The organism is Ferrimonas kyonanensis DSM 18153 (assembly GCF_000425405.1).
Lineage (GTDB): Bacteria > Pseudomonadota > Gammaproteobacteria > Enterobacterales > Shewanellaceae > Ferrimonas > Ferrimonas kyonanensis.
Genome location: NZ_KE384367.1, coordinates 62941 through 81726, shown reverse-complemented (window position 1 = coordinate 81726; position 18786 = coordinate 62941). Strand labels below are relative to the sequence as shown.

Genomic DNA, 18786 nt, shown 5'->3' with positions numbered 1-18786 from the left:
TAACCAGCCTGTTACCCTAGCATGTTGCGCGTGTGGATCGGTATGCGGCTGTCGAAGTCGAGAGCCGTCAGCGACTGCGGACCGCTGAGGTCGGCCGTTTGCGAGCGAGCGGATGGACTAACCTCGGCGGCGTGACCCGAGGGCACATCTTATAGACAAAACCATAGCGCAGGCGGTGATAGTCGCTTAAAAAACCATGGAAGCACTGGTGCATCTGCTCCAGTTCCTGGCGCCGGAAATCGGCCAGGGGGCGCTGCTGTTCATCCAGGTGGCGAGTCTGGCGCTTGGCCTGCAGTCGGCTGTGATACAGCTCGGACGTTGCCATCGTGACTGCGTAGTCAGCCAGTTGCCGCTGAAATTCAGCCATCGTGCCAGGCAACACCTCATCCACCAATCCCAGCTGCCGGGCCTGCGCGCTGCCCACCGGCAAGCAAGCCTGGGTCAACTGCTGTGCCATCGCTTCGCCAACCCGCTTGGGCAGGGTGTAGGTCCAGTATTCTGAGCCATACAGCCCCATCGACTGATAGTGAGGGTTGAGCACCACGCCGTCCCGGGCCACCACGGTGTCGCAGGCCAGCGCCATCATCACCCCACCGGCACCGGCGTTGTTGCCGACCGCAGCCACCGTCAGCTTGTCGTCGGTGAGCAGAATGGCTTCGACGACATCGTTGATGGCGTTGATGTTCTGCCACGACTCGGCCGCCGGATCGGCGGCGGCTTCAATGTGATTGAGGTGAATGCCATTGCTCCAGAAGTCATCCCCCCCCATCAGCACCAACACTCGAATGTTCCGCTGACAGGCTTGCCGATAGGCGCTCAGTAAACGCTGGCATTGCTCGGTGCCCATGGCGCCGTTGTGAAAATTGAACCACAGATAGCCGACCTCATCCTGCTGAAGGTAGCTGATCTCGCTGAAACGATTCGGATCATAGTCTGGCAGCAGCGGCAGTTCGGCTTCGGGTACATCGGGCAGGCGCGATTGCAGCACCCAGGTGGCGGGCAGTTTGATGAACAGGGTGTCGTCGGTCTTTTGCCGTTTAAGGTGAGAGATCCAGACCGCACCGTCCTTGGTGGCCACGCAGATGGCACCGTGACGGGTGGCGAGGATCGATTTCGGCTTTGGCCCGGTGAGTTGCGTCTCCCGGTGGGCGCCATACAGGTGCACCGCCAGGCCGCAGAGCTCATCCAGCACACCGGGTACGCTGTCGGCGGCGTGGATTTTGCGAAGGACGGTGTCGGTGTCGTCTTTGAGCCAGTCGATGCGGCGCTGTGCTTGTTTAATCAGCGGTTTCAGCTCGCCTTTGACGCTGGGATCGGCGTAGTTCAAAGGGCGAGGAGCAAACCCTCCCTGGCGCAGATGCTGCATTAATTCGGTGACCAACAGGGCGGCGGCGGTGCTGACCTCCTGGCGGTAGAGACTGGCCTTGGGGGCCGAGCGCATGGGAAACGGCTGGCTGCCCCAGATGTCACCGGCGTCCATCTCCTGGTCCGCCTGCAAGGCGGTAACGCCCCAACTCGGTTGTTGCTCGAGAATTGACCAGTCCAGGGACGAGGGGCCCCGATCGCCGGTGATGCCGGGATGAATAATGATGCACAGGTAGTTTTGCCAGATGTCATCGGCAATCCGGTGTTTCAGGAATGGGCACAGGATCAGTTCGGGTTGGAACTGATTCAGGGTTTTTCTAAGCTCCCGTTCGTGGGTCGCAAACACCACGCTGACGCAGTGCCCTTCCAGGCTAAGCTGCTGATGAATTCGTTGTGAGAGGCCATTAAAGGCGGTGACCAACAGTAAAATTCGCATGCTGTCTCATTGGTTGTTACAGGTGGTGCTAAAGCACGATGGGTGCCCTGGGCTGAAATCGGCACTGGCGTTGCAGTCGTTGCCGCAGTCTGGTCGACATAGTGACCCATTCCTGGGCGCTTGGGTATGGACAAAAGCCCACGAGGATCACAAATGTGGCATTTTTGATGATTGTTTTGTTGTGGTTGTGATGGGAAATTGTGAACTGCCTCCAGCTTCAGCTTCGAGCCTGTCGATACCCGGCGAGCTGCGTCGGTGTCAATGTTCGGTTACAACTGTCTGCTTAACAGTCCCATTCGGTCTCGTTTAAGCTCAATGTCTCGATGGTGAGCAGGTGGAATGGGTGAACCTTTGCCTGCCCGGCAGGTTCTAATGGCACAGGTGACAAAAACAAGGGGAATAGAATGGATTTCAAAGGCCTACTCAATCAGGTGATGGCGTCTGGCGGCGATCTGGCTCAACAGGCGAAAACCAGCATGGGGCAGAGCAGCTCCAGTGGGGGTAGCGGCATGTCGGACATGACCAAGGGAGCCATCGGTGGAGCCGTGGGAGGCAGCCTGTTGACCATGTTGGTGGGGTCGAAAAAGGGCCGCAAGATGGGGAAAAAGGCCGCCAAACTGGGCGGGGCGGCGGCGCTGGGGGCGTTGGCCTTTAAGGTGTTCAACGACTGGCAATCCAATCAGCAGCCACAGTCCCAGTCTGCCTCGACTCCTGAAGCGGTGCCGTCTCAGCCCACGGCTGCATTACCGCCACAAACGGAGCAGCATTCGATGGTGGTGCTTAAGGCGATGATCGCTGCGGCCAAGTCCGATGGTCATGTGGATGACGATGAAAAGAGTCGCATTTTTCAGGCGGTACAGGCCATAGGAGCCAGTGCTGACGTCAGCGCCTTTGTGCAGCAAGAGCTGGATAAGCCGCTGGATCCGGTCGAGATTGCCGCTGCTGTTGGCTCTCCCCAGGAGGCGTCGGAAGTGTACCTGGCCTCGGTGTTGATGGTGGATGAACAGAACTTCATGGAGCAGGCCTATCTGAAGGAACTGGCGAAACAGCTGCAGTTGCCACCGGAGTTGGTGGCTCAATTGGAGGCCCAGGTAGCGTAACTCGACAGCGGTACCCATCCATAAAAAAGCCCGGCATCTGCCGGGCTTTTTGTTGTCTGGTTGACGCGCTGAGATCGCTGAATGTCGATGTGCCTGCCGTTAATTATGCCGAAAATTGACGGGATTAGTTCTAAAAATCAATAAATTTCATTGTGAATTAGACTCATTGGTTGACAGTGGAGGGCGGGATGTATACAAATGAATACACCGTATTTTTGAGGCAATGGCGATGACGACTCGCAAGCATCCAGTCAGTGCCCGGCTCAGCGATGCCGACTTCGATCTGTTGATGTCGGTAGAGGGAGAGGGGATTCACACCCAAAGTGACAAACTGCGTGAGTTAATTCGGGTGTACCGGATTTTCCATGGCACCGAGCGGACACCAAACCAGGCCTACAAAGTGGTGGAAGATCTATTGGCACCAGCCCGGGAGCGGGTATTCAGCCACGCCATGACCGACCAAGGCTCGCCGCTGCTGGCGCACCTGCTCGGTTGGTTGCCCACCAGTCTCGCCCCCTTGGCCAGCACCAACCCGGCAATGCCAGTGTCGGCCATGGAGGCTCAGGCGCTGCAACGAACTCTGGAACTGTTGCAGCATACGCTGCGAATGAACCTGGTTCCGTCTTATCTGAATGAGGACGCCAGCAAGGGACAGACTGAGAGTCTGACTGCCCTGGCGACATTGTTTCTGGAACTGAATAAAAAGGATGAACGAGATGAATGAAGGCATTTTTAGTCGCATTGGCCGTTTGGTGACGGCGTCTGCTAACAGTCTGGTCGACAGCATGGAAGACGCCGCGCCTGAAATGGCGATGGAAGGCGCCATTGCAGAGATGGAGCAGGCGGTGGATGAATTACGCCTGGAACTCGGCAAGTTGGAAGCCGCCAAGCACCTGACCGCCAAGCAGTATCAACAGGCATCTGCCGAGCATGATCAACTGGCAGAGAGTCTGACCGCCGCACTGGACGCGGGTCGGGATGATCTGGCGGAAGTGGCCATCGCCAGGCAGATGGACATCGAAGCTCAATTGCCGGTGTTGCAGCGCCTGCTGTCCGAAAAGAGTGATCAATTAACCGAGACTCAGGGCTACATCGATGCGCTGTTGGCAAAACGACGCGAGATGCTCAATGCACTGAATGACTTCCGTGAAGCCCAGAAGCAGAGCAGTCAGTCGGTATCCGGACAGCCGCAAGCGACCACGCCCACCCAGAGTGCCGAGCAATCTGAGCGTGCCTTCAACAAGATCCTGTCTCGGCAAACCGGTGTCCGTCAGCAAGGGGCAGGTAAGGACCACCAGAAATTGGCGGAGCTGGAGTCTCTGGCCCGTAAGAGTGCCATCGCCCAGCGCTTGGCCAAGGCCAAGCTTGCAGCCGAGGATTGATCCTAATGGCCTTTTTGTTTGCCGTGGAAAACACCCCTTTTAGCATTGCGCTGATGTTGATGCTGTTTATCGCTCTGTTTGAAGGGGTGGCAACCGTTCTTGGTGTTGGCGTGTCGGCTTTCCTCGACAGTCTGTTGCCGGACCTGGATCTGTCCATCGATGGCGCCGAGATGCCGCAGGGGACGGTATCCCGCTTGCTTGGTTGGCTACTGGTGGGCAAGGTGCCGGCGATCATGTTATTGATTTTGCTGCTGACGACCTTCGGCATTCTGGGGCTGACCGTTCAATACCTGATTCTGGGACTGGCGGGCCTGTCGATATCCGGTTGGCTGCTTTCCCCGCTGGTGTTGTTTGCCAGCCTGCCGGTTGTCCGCTTTTTTGCCGCGAGGTTGGCTCGCTACGTGGGGGCAGACACCTCTCAGGTGGTAGAGGTAGGGGATCTTGTCGGCTGCGTCGGCGTCATCACCGTCGGTGAGGCCAAGGCTGACTTTCCGGCTCAGGCCAGAGTAAAAGACCGTTTCGGCACCCAACATTACGTCATGGTGGTGCCCGACGAACCGAACAGCCGCTATCGCCAGGGTGAGTCGGTATTGTTGGTGCAGTACCACGGGCAACATTTTTCAGTAATAACCCCAAGCAGTTCTCTTTTGAATGAGATGGAGTCTCAGTAATGACCACAAATTTTTCTTTTATTCTCACCGTCGCCGGCAGCGCCTTCGTGTGCTTGCTGCTACTCGGGGTGGTGTTTTCCCGCTTGTACGTGCGCTCTTCCAAGGAGCAGTCCTTTGTTCGAACGGGCTTTGGTGGCCAGAAGGTGATCATGAACAGCGGTGCCATGGTGTTGCCGGTGCTGCATGAAGTGATTCCGGTCAATATGAATACCCTGAGACTGGAGGTCAGCCGTAAAGAGATGCAAGCGCTGATCACCAAAGACCGCATGCGGGTCGATGTGTTGGCCGAGTTCTATCTGCGAGTCAAGCCGGACCTGGATGCCATCGCCAACTCGGCTCAGACTCTTGGCCGTCGTACCATGCACCCGGACGCCCTAAAGGACATGATAGAGGGTAAGTTTGTCGATGCGCTGCGATCTGTGGCGGCGGAAATGAACATGGATGAACTGCATGAGCAGCGAGCGCAGTTTGTTCAGAAGGTGCAACAGGTAGTAAGTGAGGATCTGCTGAAAAACGGTCTGGAGCTGGAATCGGTGTCCCTGACCGGACTGGATCAGACCAAGAAAGAGTTCTTTACTCAGGACAACGTGTTCGATGCCGAAGGTCTGGCCAAGATGACTCGCTCAACGGAAGCGCGCCGCAAAGAGATCAACGACATTGAGCAGGAGACCATGGTCGAGATCGAGCGCAAGAACCTCGGTGCCGAGCAGGATAAGTTGGAGATCAACAAGCAGAAACGCTATGCCCAGCTGGAGCAGCAACGGGAGATTTCCATCCGTGAAGCTCAGCAAAAAGCGGAAATTGCCAAGCAGCAACACGATCGTCAACGTGAGGCTCAAGAAGCTGAGATTACTGCTGCCCGCCAGGTGGAACAGGCCAAAATTGCGGCAGAGAAACAGACTCGAACCGCGGAAATCTCCAAAGATCAGGAGCTGAAGACTCAAGAGATTGAACGGGATCGACTGTTGTCTGAGCAGGACATTACCCGCCAGAAGTCCGTTGAGCTGGCTGAGCAGGATCGAGCCATCGCGGTGGCTGAAAAGTCTCAGCAGCAATCGTTGGCCGACAAAGAGGCGAACCAGGCGCGTGCTCAGGCGGTGAAAGCGGAAGAAGAGGTGATGACCGCCCGTCAGGTCGAGGTGGCTCAGCGGGATAAACAGATTGAGATCATTGAGGCTCAGAAGGAAGCGGAGAAGCAGGCGACCGGCGTTAAAGTCTCAGCCGAGGCGGAAAAATTTGCGGCGGAAGATCGGGCCGAAGCGCTAAAAATTGAAGCGGAAGCGGATGCAGCCTCCACTAAGATTCGCGCCGAAGCCAGTCAGGAGCAGTATCGCATTGATGCCGAAGGTACTCGACTGATGAACGAGGCTCTGAACGCGCTCAACGAGAATCAGATTGCGCTGAAACGCATCCTGAGTCTGCACGATGCCTTGCCGGCCATCATTCGTGAAAGTGTCAAGCCGCTTGAGCAGATCGATGGTATGAAGATCATCAGTGTCGATGGCCTCAATGGTCAACAAAGCGTTGGCGGTGGTGGTGTGTCTGATCAAGGGGGCAGCCTGCCGGAAGCCTTGGTCAACAGTGCATTGAAGCATCGTGCCCAGGCGCCTTTGGTGGACAGTTTGCTCAAAGAGTGCGGGTTGGATCAGGGCCTTGAAGCGTTGACCAAAGAAAGCTAACGCCTCGCAAGGGATGTCGTCGCCATGGTAGCGACATCCATAAAAAAGCCCGGCATCTGCCGGGCTTTTTGTTGTCTGCAGTCAGTGTCAGATTTCAGACTCGGTTTTTGCTTCACCAATGGCGTGTTTGGCCTGGCGCTCTCGCTTACTGAACAGGCGCTCAATAATGACGAAGAACAACGGAATAAAGAAGATCCCCAGGAAGGTGGAGCTCATCATGCCGCCCAGTACGCCGGTACCAATGGCGTTCTGAGCCCCGGAGCCAACACCGGTACTGATGGCCAGCGGTACTACCCCCAGGCCAAAGGCCAGAGAGGTCATCAGAATCGGCCGCAGACGGACTCTGACCGCGTGCAGGGTTGCTTCGATCAGGCCGGCACCTTTTTCGTAGTACTCCTTGGCAAACTCCACAATCAGAATGGCGTTCTTGGTGGCCAGACCGACGGTGGTCAGCAGCCCCACCTGGAAGAATACGTCGTTGGACAATCCGCGGCCATAGGTTGCCAGCAGTGCGCCGATAACGCCCAATGGCACCACCAGTATCACCGCAAAAGGCACCGACCAGCTTTCATACAGCGCCGCCAGAACCAGGAACACCACCAGAATGGACAGGGCATACAAGGCTGGCGCCTGATTGCCGGACAAGCGCTCTTCATAGGAGAGGCCGTTCCACTCGATGCCAAAGCCCGGAGGCAACTGTTTGGCCAGGTCTTCCATAATGTCCATGGCGGCACCGGTACTGAAGCCGGGCGCGGTGGCCCCCTGAATGTTCAGTGCCGGCAGGCCGCCAAAGCGTTCCAGGCGTGGCGAGCCGTACTCCCAGCTGCCGGTGGCAAAGGCGGAGAAGGGCACCATCTCACCCAGGCTGTTGCGCACGTACCAGGCGTTGAGATCGTCCGGCTGCATCCGGTATTCCGGTTCGCCTTGAACAAACACCTTCTTCACTCGACCGCGGTCGATGAAGTCGTTGACGTAGGAGCTACCCCAGGCGGTGGCGAGGGAGGCATTGACGTCGTTGATGTTCAGGCTCAGTGCCCGCAGTTTGGCGTGGTCAATGTGCAGCTGGTATTGGGGCGCGTCTTCCTGACCATTGGGGCGAACGCCCACCAGGTTGGGATTTTGCGCCGCCAGACCCAGTAGCTGGTTACGGGCGGCCATCAGGGCATCGTGACCTTGACCGTTCTTGTCCTGTAGGTAGAGGTCAAAACCGTTGGCGGTGCCCAGTTCCAGTACCGCCGGAGGCACGAAGGCAAACACCATCGCCTCTTTGATCTGCGAGAATGCGCCCATGGCCCGGTTGGCGACCGACTGGACATCGCTGCCAGCGGTTGTGCGCTCTTCCCATGGCTTCATGTTGACGAACGCCAGGCCCATGTTCTGACCCATACCGGCAAACGAGAAGCCGGAGACGGTGAATACTGATTCCACCGAGTCACCTTCCTGCTCCAGCAGGTACTCTTCGACCTTGTCCAGCACGTGCAGGGTGCTTTCCTGGGTGGAGTTTGGTGGCAGAATCGCCTGCACAAACATCACCCCCTGATCTTCATCAGGCAGGAAGGCGGTCGGCATCCGCATGAAGATCCAGGCGGTGGCAACCACCAGGGCCAGATAGATGAAGAACACTCGGCCGGTGCGTTTCAGAATGCCACCCACGGTGCCTTCGTAACGATTGGTCCAGCGATCGAAGGTGCGGTTAAACCAACCAAAGAAGCCTTTATCGGTATGCGCATGGCCTTTTTTGATCGGCTTGAGCATGGTGGCACACAGGGCCGGTGTCAGGATGATCGCGACCAGCACCGACAACGCCATGGCGGAGACGATGGTGATGGAGAACTGACGGTAGATCACGCCGGTGGAGCCGGACATGAAGGCCATGGGCACAAACACCGCCGACAGGGTCAGGCCGATGCCTACCAGGGCGCCGGTGATCTGGTCCATGGATTTACGGGTGGCTTCCAGCGGGCTGCAGCCCTCCTCGGACATCACCCGTTCGACGTTTTCTACCACCACGATGGCGTCGTCCACCAACAGGCCGATGGCCAACACCATGGCGAACATGGTCAGGGTGTTGATGGAAAAACCGGTGACGGCCAGAATGCCGAAGGTACCCAGCAGTACTACCGGTACCGCAATCATCGGGATCAGGGTGGCACGGAAGTTCTGCAGGAACAGGTACATGATCAAAAAGACCAGGACGATGGCTTCCAGCAGGGTGTGGACCACGCCTTCGATGGATTTGCCGACGAACGGAGTGGTATCAAACGGCAGTACCACATCCAGCCCCTGAGGGAAGAATGGCTTCATCTCCTCGATCTGGCTCATGACTCGTTCGGCGGTATCCAGGGCGTTGGCGCCGGTGGCCAATTGAATCGCCAGGCCGGAGGCCGGCTGGCCGTTGTAGAACGAGGTCACCGAGTAGCTTTCGGCGCCCACTTCCACCCGGGCAACGTCACCCAGGAACACCTTGGCACCGCTGGAGTCGGACTTCAGCACGATGTCGCGGAACTCTTGTGGCGTCTGCAGGCGAGATTGCGCCGACACCGTGGCATTGAGCTCCTGGCCCTGTACCGAGGGGGTACCGCCCAGCTGGCCGGCGGAAACCTGAGCATTCTGCTCCCGGATGGCGGCGACCACGTCATTGGTGGAGAGGCTGAACTGGTTCAGTTTCAGCGGATCCAACCAGATGCGCATGGCGTACTGAGAGCCAAACAGGGTGATGTCACCCACACCGGCGACCCGGCTCATGGGATCCTGAATGTTGGCGGCCACGTAGTCGGCGATGTCCGCCTTATCCATGGAGCCATCCTGGGACACGAAGCCCAGAACCATCAGGAAGCCACTGCTGGTTTTGTTGACGCTGATGCCCTGGGCCTGAACCTCCTGGGGCAGCAACGGCATCGCCAGTTGCAACTTATTCTGAACCTGAACCTGAGCGATGTCGGCATCGGCTTCGGCGTTAAAGGTCAGGGTAATGGTGGCGTTACCAAAGCTGTCACTTTGAGAGGCGATGTAGCGCAGATGGTCGAGACCGGTCATCCGCTGCTCGATCACCTGGGTAACCGTATCTTCCACTGTCTTGGCCGAGGCACCCGGGTAGGTGGCATTGATCTCAATGGTCGGCGGCGCAATGCTGGGGTACTGAGACACCGGCAAAGTGGTGATGGCCAGCGCACCCGCCAGCATCACGATGATGGCGATCACCCAGGCAAAGATGGGGCGATCGATGAAAAAACGAGCCATGTATCGTTCCCGTTAGTTAGCTGCGTGAGCAGTGATTTCCTGAATCGTCACCGAGGCTCCGGGACGTACACGTTGCAACCCTTCGGTGATCACCTTGTCACCGGCCTGCAGGCCGTCGAGGATACGCCATTGGTGATCAATCGCCTGAGCGGTGGTCACGTTGCGGGCTTCGACTTTGTTGTCGGCGGTGACCACCATGGCTCGGCCTTCTCCTCGAGGGGTACGGCTGATGGCTTTCTGTGGAACCAGGATGGCACTGGGATCGGTGCCGACGGTCATGCGAGTCCGAACGAACATGCCTGGCAGCAGAACGCCGTCAGGGTTCGGGAACTCGGCCCGCATGGTAACGGAGCCGGTACCTTCATCGACGGTGACTTCGGCAAACTTGAGGCTGCCAGGGTGGCGGTATTCACTGCCATCCTCGAGGATCAAGGTTACTTCAGTGGTTGCAGATTGCTGCAGGGCGCCGGAGGCCAGTTGGGTTTTCAACTTGAGCATTTCAGTACTGGACTGAACGATGTCGACGTTGATGGGGTCCAGCTGAGAGATCTGGGCCAGGGCCTGAGACTGGTTGGCAGTGACCAGAGCACCCGGTGTTACGCCGGAGCGGCTGATATGACCGGAGATGGGAGCTTCCACCTTGGTGTAAGCCAGGTTGATTTCTGCCTGGTTGATGGCCGCTTTGGCCATCTCGACGCTGGCCTTGGCTTCCAGGTAGGCGGCTTCGGCGAGATCGAAGTCCTGCTTGCTGATGGAGTTGGAGCCAATCAACTCGCGGTAGCGCTCGGCGGTTGCCCGAGTGGAGATTTCATTGGCCTTGGCTCGTTCCAGGTCGGCCTTGGCGCTGATCAGTGCGGCTTGATAAGGGGCGGCATCGATCTGGTACAGAGACTGGCCGGCAGTGACATTGCCGCCTTCGGTAAAGCTGCGGGCTTCAATGACGCCACTGACCTGGGGACGGACCTCAGCTTTCATAAAGGCACGGGTACGTCCGGGCAGTTCAACGGTGATCTCCTGCGACTGCGGCTCGACGGTAATGACATTAACTTCGGTAGTGTGTGGGCCAGCTGGGCCTTGAGGGCCCTTGCCCTCTGAGTTACAAGCCGTTACCCATAATGCTGCAGAGATAACTGCAGCCATTTTCAGCGTTTGCCGCATCAGGACTCCTAAACAGAATGGTGCACTCTGCGCCCAAGGCACAGCCGAGGGCGCAAAAATTTGAAAGTATTTTTGATGATGGTGCATTTATCTCATATTTGCTGGGGATGAAACAAGCTGAAGAGAACAGGAAAAGTGTAAACAGATAAAATAGCCACACAGGGTAAATTCATCACTGTTGCGGTTTTGTTGAATAGTCAGAAAATTTGGTTTTCTTCGGCTCGGGAAATCTCGTTCATATTCTGCATCTTGATATTTCAGTAAATAAATATTGTTTATTTTCAGTGGTTTATCTTTTCTCGGCGATGATCGATAGCCGATTTGAGTGCTCATAGAAACTTTATATTGTCAACAAAAAGCTTTGCTAAATGGTAACTTTAGTGGGAATAACATCGGTGTGGAATTGCCAATATATTCAGGCTTCATTCAGTATTATTTAGACTCGACATATTTGGCATTAGTTTTTTCCTGCCAATCTGTCTATGGGGATTTCATCACTCTTTATCCGTTTTCATTCCACTGTTGCTTCCTTGATCAGGACCGACCGTTCGAGGTCTCCGGGCGCTTTCAATCCTCAAAGTGGTCGTGGCTGTGTCTTTGATGGCCCAGGGCCGTTGTTGTCCCTTGGTCATAGGGGTGGCCTGGCGGCCTTAAGGCAGGTGCTATCGCTGTCCCCGAAAGCGCAATGTTACAAAGAGGTAAACGTGCAATAGGATCCCGGTCTCAGAAATGGCCAGAGTTGGCGCTGGCGGACACTCTTTACTGCGATTGTGTGAAAATTTTTGTGTCTGAGGGGATTCTTCTCTATATTGCGCGGGTTTTACTGCCGTTCCGGTGCGTCTATGCAGCCACCGTCGGCGACTCTGTACACCCAACAAAAATGAGACCGCGGTGCCCATGCAGGCCGGCGGCAATAACAAGGTAGACCCTACAATGAAGAAAATCACCCTGGCGCTGGCTTTGCTGGCGTCCACGTCTGCGTACGCCGAAAGCCCAATCCAATGGTGGGACGCCAGTGCCACCGTGTTGCACGGTGAAGACTATGATCTGGCTCCATCACATCGTCAGACCACGTTGACTCTGGAGACGGCTGGAGCGTGGAGCTATGGCGACTGGTTTGCCTTCTACGATTTCATCGACTTTAACGGCACCAGTGAGTCGGCCTCTTACGGCGAAATCTCGCCTCGCTTCAGCTTTGGAAAGATGCTGGGGAAGGATCTGAGCATGGGGCCGGTGACCGATCTGTCATTGGCGTTGACCTATGAAACCGGAAAGGGCCCGGTGGAGAGCTTCCTCTATGGTGTCGGTGCCGATTTGACCCTGCCTGGTTTCACCTACTTTCAGCTTAATGCCTATAAGCGTGATGCCATCAATGACGACAATATCAGTGACGGTTGGCAGTTGACGCCGGTATTCCGGGTCGACATTCCGGTTGGCGATGCCAACCTGGTGGTCGACGGTTTCATCGATTGGGTGGTGGCCGCCGATAATGACGGTTACCAAGAGAACCTGCATTTTAACCCACAGATCAAGTACGACCTGGGCCGTTCGCTGTTTGGAGAAGCCAAATCCAATACCCTGTTTGTGGGTATTGAGTACGATTACTGGCAGAACAAATACGGTGTCGACGGCATCGATCAAAACACCTACTCGTTCATTGTGAAGTATCACCTGTAACCGGTAGCGATGACAAAAGGGGCCACAGGGCCCCTTTTTGTTGCCTGTGTGGTGGTCACTGCTCGATACTGGTGTTGCGTCCACAGGAGGAGACTGCCGTGCTCAGGTTTGATGTGTTTGGAACGCCTATGTCGGTGCTCAGGAAAGAGGGCGAGTGGTGGCTGTTTCGCGACTCCGACACCGGCGCTCGGGCGCGGGTGTACGAGGTGGTGATTCCACCGCAGTTGACCGAGGCGGAGCTGGGACGGTATCTGGATGACGTGTTTCATGAGCGAGCCAGTCCTCGCCATCCGTCGGTACGCCGCCTCTAGCCCGCCCCGTTGCCGGAGCGGGCCGAGACAGGTTATGACTCCACGGCGTCCAGGGCCTGGCTGACGTCGGCGATGATGTCGTCGATGTTCTCAATGCCCACAGAGATGCGCACCAGATCTTCACTGACTCCGGCGGCCGCCAGTTCCTGCGGATTGAGTTGTCGGTGAGTGGTGGTGGCCGGGTGGCAAGCCAGGGATTTGGCGTCGCCGATGTTGACCAATCTCAGGATCATCTTCAGGGCATCGATGAATTGGGCACCGGCCTGACGTCCGCCCTTGATGCCAAAACTCAGAATGCCTGAGGCCTTGCCGCCACAGATGCTGTTACAGGTCTCGAAATAGGGGCTGTTGGGCAGGGCGGCGTAGTTGACCCATTTGACCTTGAAATGATCGGTCAGGTAGGCCGCCAGTTTTTCGGCATTTTTGCAGTGGCGCTCCATTCTTAGCCCCAGGGTCTCCAGTCCTTGCAGGATCAAAAAGGCATTATGGGGCGAGATAGCGGCGCCGGTATTGCGCAGCGGCACCACTCGGCAACGCCCGATAAAGGCGGCTTCCCCTAAGGCTTCGGTGTACACCACGCCATGGTAGGAGGGATCCGGTTCATTGAGAATCGGGAAGCGGGCCTTGTTGGCCACCCAGTCAAATTTACCGGAATCGACAATGATGCCCCCCACTGCGGTGCCGTGACCGCCGATGTATTTGGTCAGTGAGTGAATCACGATGTGGGCACCCAGTTCAAAGGGGCGGCACAGGAAGGGCGTGGCGACGGTGTTGTCGACGATCAGTGGCACGCCGTGGCGATTGGCAATGTCCGCCAGCTTTTTCAGATCAACCACATTACCGGCAGGGTTGCCGATGGACTCGCAGAAAATCGCCTTGGTATTGGCATCGATGGCGGCCTCAAAGCCATCGAAATCGTCCGCCGACACCATTCGGGTTTCAATCCCCTGTTTTGGCAGGGTGTGGGCAAACAGGTTGTAAGTGCCACCATAAAGTTGGCTGGTGCTGACGATGTTGGAGCCCACTTCGCACAAGCACTGAATCGCATAAGTAATGGCCGCCATGCCTGACGCCAGTGCCAGGGCGCCAATGCCGCCTTCCATGGCTGCCACACGCTGTTCCAGCACCGCGGTGGTCGGGTTCATGATGCGGGTGTAGATATTGCCTGCGACCTTCAGGTCAAACAGGTCGGCCCCGTGCTGAGTGTCGTCAAAGGTGTAGGAGGTGGTTTGATAGATCGGCACCGCCGCCGCCTTGGTGGTGGCTTCAGATTCATAGCCGTGGTGCAGGGCAAGGGACTCCAGCTTCATGCTCTTACTTCCTGTTTCTACTAGTGGAACCTTTAAACATACCACCCAATGGAGGCTAATAAATAGTCAAAAATGGTAAATAACTACCCGGAATTGGTTATGAAGTCATCGCCCTGCTGCAGTGGCAGGGGGCGGTCGGTTTTGCTGGGGCGCCGCCGTTCAAGGGGGTCACAGCTTGTGAAATGCCTTTAGGAAGGCGTTCTTACCCTGCTCAAATTTCTGATGCTGGGGATGATTCATTGGCCGCCTGGGGTCGTCAAACGCCGGCATCACGTAGCCCCAGTTTGAGTTGCGGGCAAAGTACACCACCACATTGACGTGGCTGTCCCGCCAACGATTTTCTATCACGTGATCATCCCCTTTGGCCTCGGCAGTTTTCACCTGAATCCGATGAAAATGGGGGCCGTCCGAGATCAGGATGTCGGTGGCGTGACCGTTGTCCAGCACCGGAGTAAACACCTGCCAGCCATCCTGCATCAGCCATGAAATTACCCGGCTTTCAAACGAGGTGTTGATCAGGGCCTGGTGGGTACCGGCCTTGGTGGCGGTAGTTCGAATGGGCATGCCGACTCCTGTGACGGTGACAATCGCTGCAGTTAGCATAGCCAATGGCCAAACAAAGAGCTTACAAAGGCTTACTTGCGCTTGCTGGGCCTTACCCCGGCAGTCTCCGCAGGTTGAGATACTGCCGATAACACTTTGTTTACCTAAAGGCACAACAGGAGGCGCTATGAGCGCACAACCTTGGGCTGTGTTGACCGCCCTGGCAGTACTGACTCTGGGCGGCTGCAACAGCAGCAGTAACTCGAGCAGCCCCGCCCCCACCCCGACTCCGGATAAGGGGAACGCCGCGCTGGAAAAAGCGTTTCCGTTGCATACCAGTGTGTTTGGGGTGAGCATTCGGGCCACCAGCAACATCGATAAAGCCAAGATGCTGCATGCGGCCAATGTGATGGCCCAGTACCTGGATAATGATGAAAATGGTCTGGCAGACAATCAGGCGGTGGTAGAGGCTCTGGTCAACAAGCGGGCCACCCTGATCATGGTGCCAGATGAAGCGGACCTGGAAACGGTCGGGGAAGGGCTACCGCAAGGGGGAGCGTTTCAGGATCTGTATGGTTCAGAGGTGCATCCGCAAGGATCGACGCCGGGCCAGTTTGACGCCACCCTGGAGGAGGTGCTGCACCTGATCACCCATGAGGGCTATGCCTCGGTGTATCCGAAAATCTTCGGCGAAGTGGCGGAATCGCAGATCGCCGATGCCATGGATCAGGCCCGCGGTGGCCGTTTTGAGTCGATCCCGGCCAGCTACCCCGATGGCGCCTGGTACACCTACGACGATGAAAGCTGCGATTACAGCTGCATGGTGACCGAGTACACCTACTGGGCGCTGACCTCATTGTTGGGTGGCCAGAGCCACCCGGGGCGTCTGCAAGAGATTGAGCACGAGTGGAAACTCAATACCCCGGACAAGGTCAAGCTGGGGGATTCGGCGGTGTATACCCTGCTGACCAATGGTGAGTACGGGCTGGCAACGGTGTTACCGGATGGGCACTACGATTACCAGACTTTTACCATCAGCGGTGACTGACAGGGACAAAAAAAAACCGGCCATGGCCGGTTTTTTTTATGGGGTTGGCACGGTGTCTCAACCAGCCAGAACCTGAGTAACCCAGGGCAGCATCTGTTTCTTGCGGCTCAGGAAGCCTTCGAACACCAGGCTGCCATTGTTGGCGTTCTTGATGGTGTCGGACAATGGACCGGCCACCATCAGGGTGGTCTCTTCGGTGCGGATGTTGGTCAGCATCAGGGCGATCAGGTCCAGGCCTTTGTCGGTTACGCGCTGTTCCATCAATGCTTGCAGGTTAGCCAGTTCGTGCTCAACCTGGCCGTAATCCGCCAGCTCCAGCTGACCGAGGTTGGTGGACTTGCCGGCAATCTCGTAGCCTTTGACGTCTTTGTCCAGCAGCGCTTCGGTGCTCAGGCCTTCGACGTTGGTTTTGGCCGCCAGCAGATCCGCCAGGAAGGGCTCGACTTCGACACCGGCCAGCGGTGCCAGCAGTTCAACGATCTCGGCGTCGCGCTCGGTGGTGGTGGGCGACTTCAGGCCAACGGTGTCGGACAGCAGGGCGCCAATCATCAGGCGGGCCATCGGCTGAGGAATCTCGACGTTGTGAATGCCACAAAGTTCAAACAGCACCGAGGCGGAGGAGCCCAGAGGCATCAGCCAGGCTTCCAGCGGTGCGGCGCTGGTGAGGGTACCCAGACGGTGATGGTCGACAATGCCCACCAGATCGGCGTCGTTGATGTCGTCCGGGGCTTGCTCCGCTTCACTGTAGTCGACCAGATACACCTGCTCGCCCTTCAGCGGCTTCTCCAGCAGCGGTGGCACTTCGACACCGGCAAAATCGAAGATGAACTGGGTTTCGCGGCTGATTTCACCCAGGCGGAAAGGGGTGGCTTGCTTGCCGCGGGCGCCCAACCAGTGGGTGGCGATGACTGCGGAGCAAACGCAATCGCTATCAGGGCTCTTGTGGCCAAATACGTTGATCATTGGGGATTCCTTAAAACTACCGCGGGCGCAGCTGTGGCCCAGTTTCGGACAGAAGGCGGCTACTATAAAAATCCCGACGGTCTGTGTAAAGCCTTGGCGGTGGATTTCCCCTCAATTTGGTCGCTTCCGGTACCTGTTCGACAACGGTGACCGCCGTTCGGCGCTGACGGAACACGAGCCTCTTAGTCTGATTGAGCATGGGTTAGTTGAAAACGCTTTTGATGAAAGTGCTTTTTATTCCGATGATTAGCCTTCGAACTAAGAGGAAGTGCGGATGATGAGGAATGGACTGCTGCTGGCTTTGCTGCCGCTGATGGTGCTGGTGGCGCTGACCACCGAAGGTGGCGTCAGGGCCACCCTGGAGCTGGTGGCTTTTGTGCTGGTGCTGGGGCTGCTGTTGTGCCGCCCCGCAACCTCAGCGATTCAACAGGTAGATGAGGGACAGTGAGCTGATGGTCAGCCACAGGCCAACCCCCAACAGCAGAGGCTTGGGCCCGGCCTCTTTCAGCCGTTTGGCAGAGATGCCGCAGCCGATCAGGAACAGACACAACACCAGCACCCGCTTGCCGGTTTGAAACGTCAGTTCATACAGCGGCGCGCCCTGAGGCAGCAGGTAGGCGATGGCGATGGCCACGCAATACAGCACAATGAATCCCGGCACCGCAATGCGTCGCTCGCTGCTGCGAAACAACAGGGCGCTGATAAAGGCCACCGGAATGATCCACAGCGCCCGGGCCAGTTTCAGGGTGGTGGCGGTCATTAACGCCTGATCGCCGTACGCCTGGGCGGCGCCGACCACCGATGAGGTGTCATGAATGGCGATGGCACTCCAGATTCCAAACTGTTCCTGGCTCATGTTCAGCAGGTGGCCAATGGCGGGAAACAGGAACAGGGCCACCGAATTCAGGACAAACACCGTGCCCAGAGCGATGGAGGTGTGGTGATCTTTGGCGTTGATGGCCGGGGCGACGGCTGCGATGGCGCTGCCGCCACAGATGGCGGTGCCGGCAGAGATCAGGTAACCGGTTTTGTGCTCCAGCTTCAGGGCTCGGGTCAGCAGCCAGCCCAGAATCAGGGTGCCAAATATTGAGATCACGATGATCCCCAGTCCGGCCTTGCTGGCGGCGATGGCTTGCTCCAGGTGGATACCGAATCCCAGCGCCACAATGGACCCCGCCAGCAGTTTCTTGGCCACCGGGCCGGTCTTCAGGCCTTCTGGAATCCAGCCCAGGCTGGCCATGACCACGCCAAAGATCAGTGCCAGCGGTGAACTGATGGCAGGCAGCAGGCACAAGGCTGCCACCAGCCAGAACAGCCAGTCGGTGGGACGAGAGAACAGCGAAGCAAAGCGGATTGGCATGAAACGACACTCGAGCAATCTTTGGAGGGGGCACAGTATAGAGCCGTCGCCACCAAGAGATAAGCGCGGGATCACAGTTTTGGCAGATTATGGGCGCATTTTAACCGTTGTTGGCATCGACGCGGTGCGCCAATCCGAGCAACGATGTTTTTTTGGCCTTTTGGACTGACTTTTGAATCCAAGTTGAGATTTTTATCACAATTGTCTGGATTCCCGCGGTCGCCTTGGTTACTCTGCATGCTTAGATAAACAGGTTGTCCTCCCGGACAACACGTAGAGGCGCATCGCCTATCAGTAAACCAGTCGAGGGTGACCCCCGATGACCCTGGTTGAAAGGAGTCGATGCCGAAGTGAAACGGGCGTCATCCCGCTTTGCTGGGGCCGCATTCAACAGGTGCGGCACTGCCATAGTAAATCCCAAAAGGAGTTTGGGGATTAAATTTACTGTGGAGCGCTACTGAAGGAAGACGAGTCACGTCCTGTGGCCCGTCCGCGACCTGTCGTCGCGTCAGCAGCCTCCATCGTACCTATAAGATTAAAAAA

The 18786-nt window shown here is 57.0% G+C and carries 16 protein-coding genes and 1 riboswitch; of the genes, 9 read left to right on the top strand and 7 right to left on the bottom strand.

The window, feature by feature from the left end; translation table 11 throughout:
* Positions 1-67: 67 nt before the first annotated feature.
* Entirely contained in the window at positions 68-1801 is a 1734-nt protein-coding gene (locus H598_RS0120200; protein ID WP_028114626.1) for a hydrogenase maturation protein, read from the bottom strand.
* Positions 1802-2205: 404 nt separating this feature from the next.
* Between H598_RS0120200 and H598_RS0120195 the strand changes: the two genes are divergently transcribed.
* From H598_RS0120195 to H598_RS25110, 5 genes are all read left to right on the top strand, one after another.
* On the top strand, positions 2206-2901 hold the full coding sequence (locus H598_RS0120195; RefSeq protein WP_028114625.1) for a tellurite resistance TerB family protein: 696 nt from the start codon (positions 2206-2208) through the stop codon (positions 2899-2901).
* A 229-nt stretch (positions 2902-3130) separates the two neighbouring features.
* On the top strand, positions 3131-3625 hold the full coding sequence (locus tag H598_RS0120190) for a hypothetical protein (protein WP_156897124.1): 495 nt from the start codon (positions 3131-3133) through the stop codon (positions 3623-3625).
* A complete protein-coding gene (locus H598_RS0120185; RefSeq protein WP_028114623.1) occupies positions 3618-4283 on the top strand; it encodes a PspA/IM30 family protein in 666 nt (221 codons plus the stop codon). The genes H598_RS0120190 and H598_RS0120185 overlap by 8 nt, the downstream gene beginning before the upstream one ends.
* Before the next feature lie 5 nt (positions 4284-4288).
* The gene (locus tag H598_RS0120180; protein ID WP_028114622.1) at positions 4289-4954 is read left to right on the top strand and encodes an OB-fold-containig protein; all 666 of its coding nucleotides are present in this window, start codon (positions 4289-4291) and stop codon (positions 4952-4954) included.
* Positions 4954-6633 (top strand): flotillin domain-containing protein, encoded by a 1680-nt coding sequence (locus tag H598_RS25110; RefSeq protein WP_035416334.1) that lies wholly within the window; start codon positions 4954-4956, stop codon positions 6631-6633. Before H598_RS0120180 ends, H598_RS25110 begins: the two co-directional genes overlap by 1 nt.
* An 87-nt stretch (positions 6634-6720) precedes the next feature.
* On the opposite strand, the gene H598_RS0120170 is transcribed toward H598_RS25110, so the two are convergent.
* Positions 6721-9873, bottom strand: coding sequence for an efflux RND transporter permease subunit (locus tag H598_RS0120170; RefSeq protein ID WP_028114621.1), 3153 nt, complete (start codon positions 9871-9873; stop codon positions 6721-6723).
* Between the two features lie 12 nt (positions 9874-9885).
* Positions 9886-11031, bottom strand: coding sequence for an efflux RND transporter periplasmic adaptor subunit (locus tag H598_RS0120165; RefSeq protein ID WP_028114620.1), 1146 nt, complete (start codon positions 11029-11031; stop codon positions 9886-9888).
* A 933-nt stretch (positions 11032-11964) separates the two neighbouring features.
* On the opposite strand from H598_RS0120165, the gene H598_RS0120160 reads away from it, so the two are divergent.
* Entirely contained in the window at positions 11965-12708 is a 744-nt protein-coding gene (locus H598_RS0120160) for an outer membrane protein OmpK (RefSeq protein ID WP_028114619.1), read from the top strand.
* Positions 12709-12806: 98 nt separating this feature from the next.
* On the top strand, positions 12807-13019 hold the full coding sequence (locus H598_RS0120155) for a DUF7661 family protein (protein WP_028114618.1): 213 nt from the start codon (positions 12807-12809) through the stop codon (positions 13017-13019).
* 32 nt (positions 13020-13051) lie between these two features.
* On the opposite strand, the gene H598_RS0120150 is transcribed toward H598_RS0120155, so the two are convergent.
* Together H598_RS0120150 and H598_RS0120145 are read right to left on the bottom strand one after the other, a co-directional pair.
* Positions 13052-14329 carry an O-acetylhomoserine aminocarboxypropyltransferase/cysteine synthase family protein gene (locus H598_RS0120150; protein ID WP_028114617.1) on the bottom strand — a complete coding sequence of 426 codons (1278 nt, stop codon included), beginning with the start codon at positions 14327-14329 and terminating at the stop codon, positions 13052-13054.
* A 168-nt stretch (positions 14330-14497) separates the two neighbouring features.
* Complete coding sequence (locus H598_RS0120145; RefSeq protein ID WP_028114616.1) at positions 14498-14893, bottom strand: group I intron-associated PD-(D/E)XK endonuclease; 396 nt, start codon at positions 14891-14893, stop codon at positions 14498-14500.
* Positions 14894-15059: 166 nt separating this feature from the next.
* Between H598_RS0120145 and H598_RS25105 the strand changes: the two genes are divergently transcribed.
* Positions 15060-15920 (top strand): hypothetical protein, encoded by an 861-nt coding sequence (locus H598_RS25105; protein WP_035416330.1) that lies wholly within the window; start codon positions 15060-15062, stop codon positions 15918-15920.
* A gap of 57 nt (positions 15921-15977) precedes the next feature.
* Here H598_RS25105 and H598_RS0120135 read toward each other — a convergent pair whose 3' ends face one another.
* Complete coding sequence (locus H598_RS0120135; protein WP_028114615.1) at positions 15978-16883, bottom strand: manganese-dependent inorganic pyrophosphatase; 906 nt, start codon at positions 16881-16883, stop codon at positions 15978-15980.
* Positions 16884-17157: 274 nt separating this feature from the next.
* Between H598_RS0120135 and H598_RS26660 the strand changes: the two genes are divergently transcribed.
* Positions 17158-17331: a hypothetical protein gene (locus H598_RS26660; protein ID WP_156897123.1), complete on the top strand. Its 174-nt coding sequence runs from the start codon at positions 17158-17160 to the stop codon at positions 17329-17331.
* Here the strand turns inward: H598_RS26660 and H598_RS0120125 are convergent.
* The gene (locus H598_RS0120125; RefSeq protein ID WP_211227337.1) at positions 17299-18237 is read right to left on the bottom strand and encodes a YeiH family protein; all 939 of its coding nucleotides are present in this window, start codon (positions 18235-18237) and stop codon (positions 17299-17301) included. The genes H598_RS26660 and H598_RS0120125 overlap by 33 nt on opposite strands.
* A gap of 272 nt (positions 18238-18509) precedes the next feature.
* Positions 18510-18708, top strand: a riboswitch (Lysine riboswitch).
* The last annotated feature ends 78 nt before the right edge of the window (positions 18709-18786 follow it).

Excerpts from the sequence above, each read along its gene's own strand:
- H598_RS25110 (WP_035416334.1), top strand. The coding sequence starts at position 4,954 with ATGACCACAAATTTTTCTTTTATTCTCACCGTCGCCGGCAGCGCCTTC.
- H598_RS0120135 (WP_028114615.1), bottom strand. The coding sequence starts at position 16,883 with ATGATCAACGTATTTGGCCACAAGAGCCCTGATAGCGATTGCGTTTGC.
- H598_RS0120165 (WP_028114620.1), bottom strand. The coding sequence starts at position 11,031 with ATGCGGCAAACGCTGAAAATGGCTGCAGTTATCTCTGCAGCATTATGG.
- H598_RS0120195 (WP_028114625.1), top strand. The coding sequence starts at position 2,206 with ATGGATTTCAAAGGCCTACTCAATCAGGTGATGGCGTCTGGCGGCGAT.
- H598_RS25105 (WP_035416330.1), top strand. The coding sequence starts at position 15,060 with ATGAGCGCACAACCTTGGGCTGTGTTGACCGCCCTGGCAGTACTGACT.
- H598_RS26660 (WP_156897123.1), top strand. The coding sequence starts at position 17,158 with ATGATGAGGAATGGACTGCTGCTGGCTTTGCTGCCGCTGATGGTGCTG.
- H598_RS0120170 (WP_028114621.1), bottom strand. The coding sequence starts at position 9,873 with ATGGCTCGTTTTTTCATCGATCGCCCCATCTTTGCCTGGGTGATCGCC.
- H598_RS0120145 (WP_028114616.1), bottom strand. The coding sequence starts at position 14,893 with ATGCCCATTCGAACTACCGCCACCAAGGCCGGTACCCACCAGGCCCTG.
- H598_RS0120150 (WP_028114617.1), bottom strand. The coding sequence starts at position 14,329 with ATGAAGCTGGAGTCCCTTGCCCTGCACCACGGCTATGAATCTGAAGCC.
- H598_RS0120185 (WP_028114623.1), top strand. The coding sequence starts at position 3,618 with ATGAATGAAGGCATTTTTAGTCGCATTGGCCGTTTGGTGACGGCGTCT.
- H598_RS0120180 (WP_028114622.1), top strand. The coding sequence starts at position 4,289 with ATGGCCTTTTTGTTTGCCGTGGAAAACACCCCTTTTAGCATTGCGCTG.
- H598_RS0120200 (WP_028114626.1), bottom strand. The coding sequence starts at position 1,801 with ATGCGAATTTTACTGTTGGTCACCGCCTTTAATGGCCTCTCACAACGA.
- H598_RS0120160 (WP_028114619.1), top strand. The coding sequence starts at position 11,965 with ATGAAGAAAATCACCCTGGCGCTGGCTTTGCTGGCGTCCACGTCTGCG.
- H598_RS0120190 (WP_156897124.1), top strand. The coding sequence starts at position 3,131 with ATGACGACTCGCAAGCATCCAGTCAGTGCCCGGCTCAGCGATGCCGAC.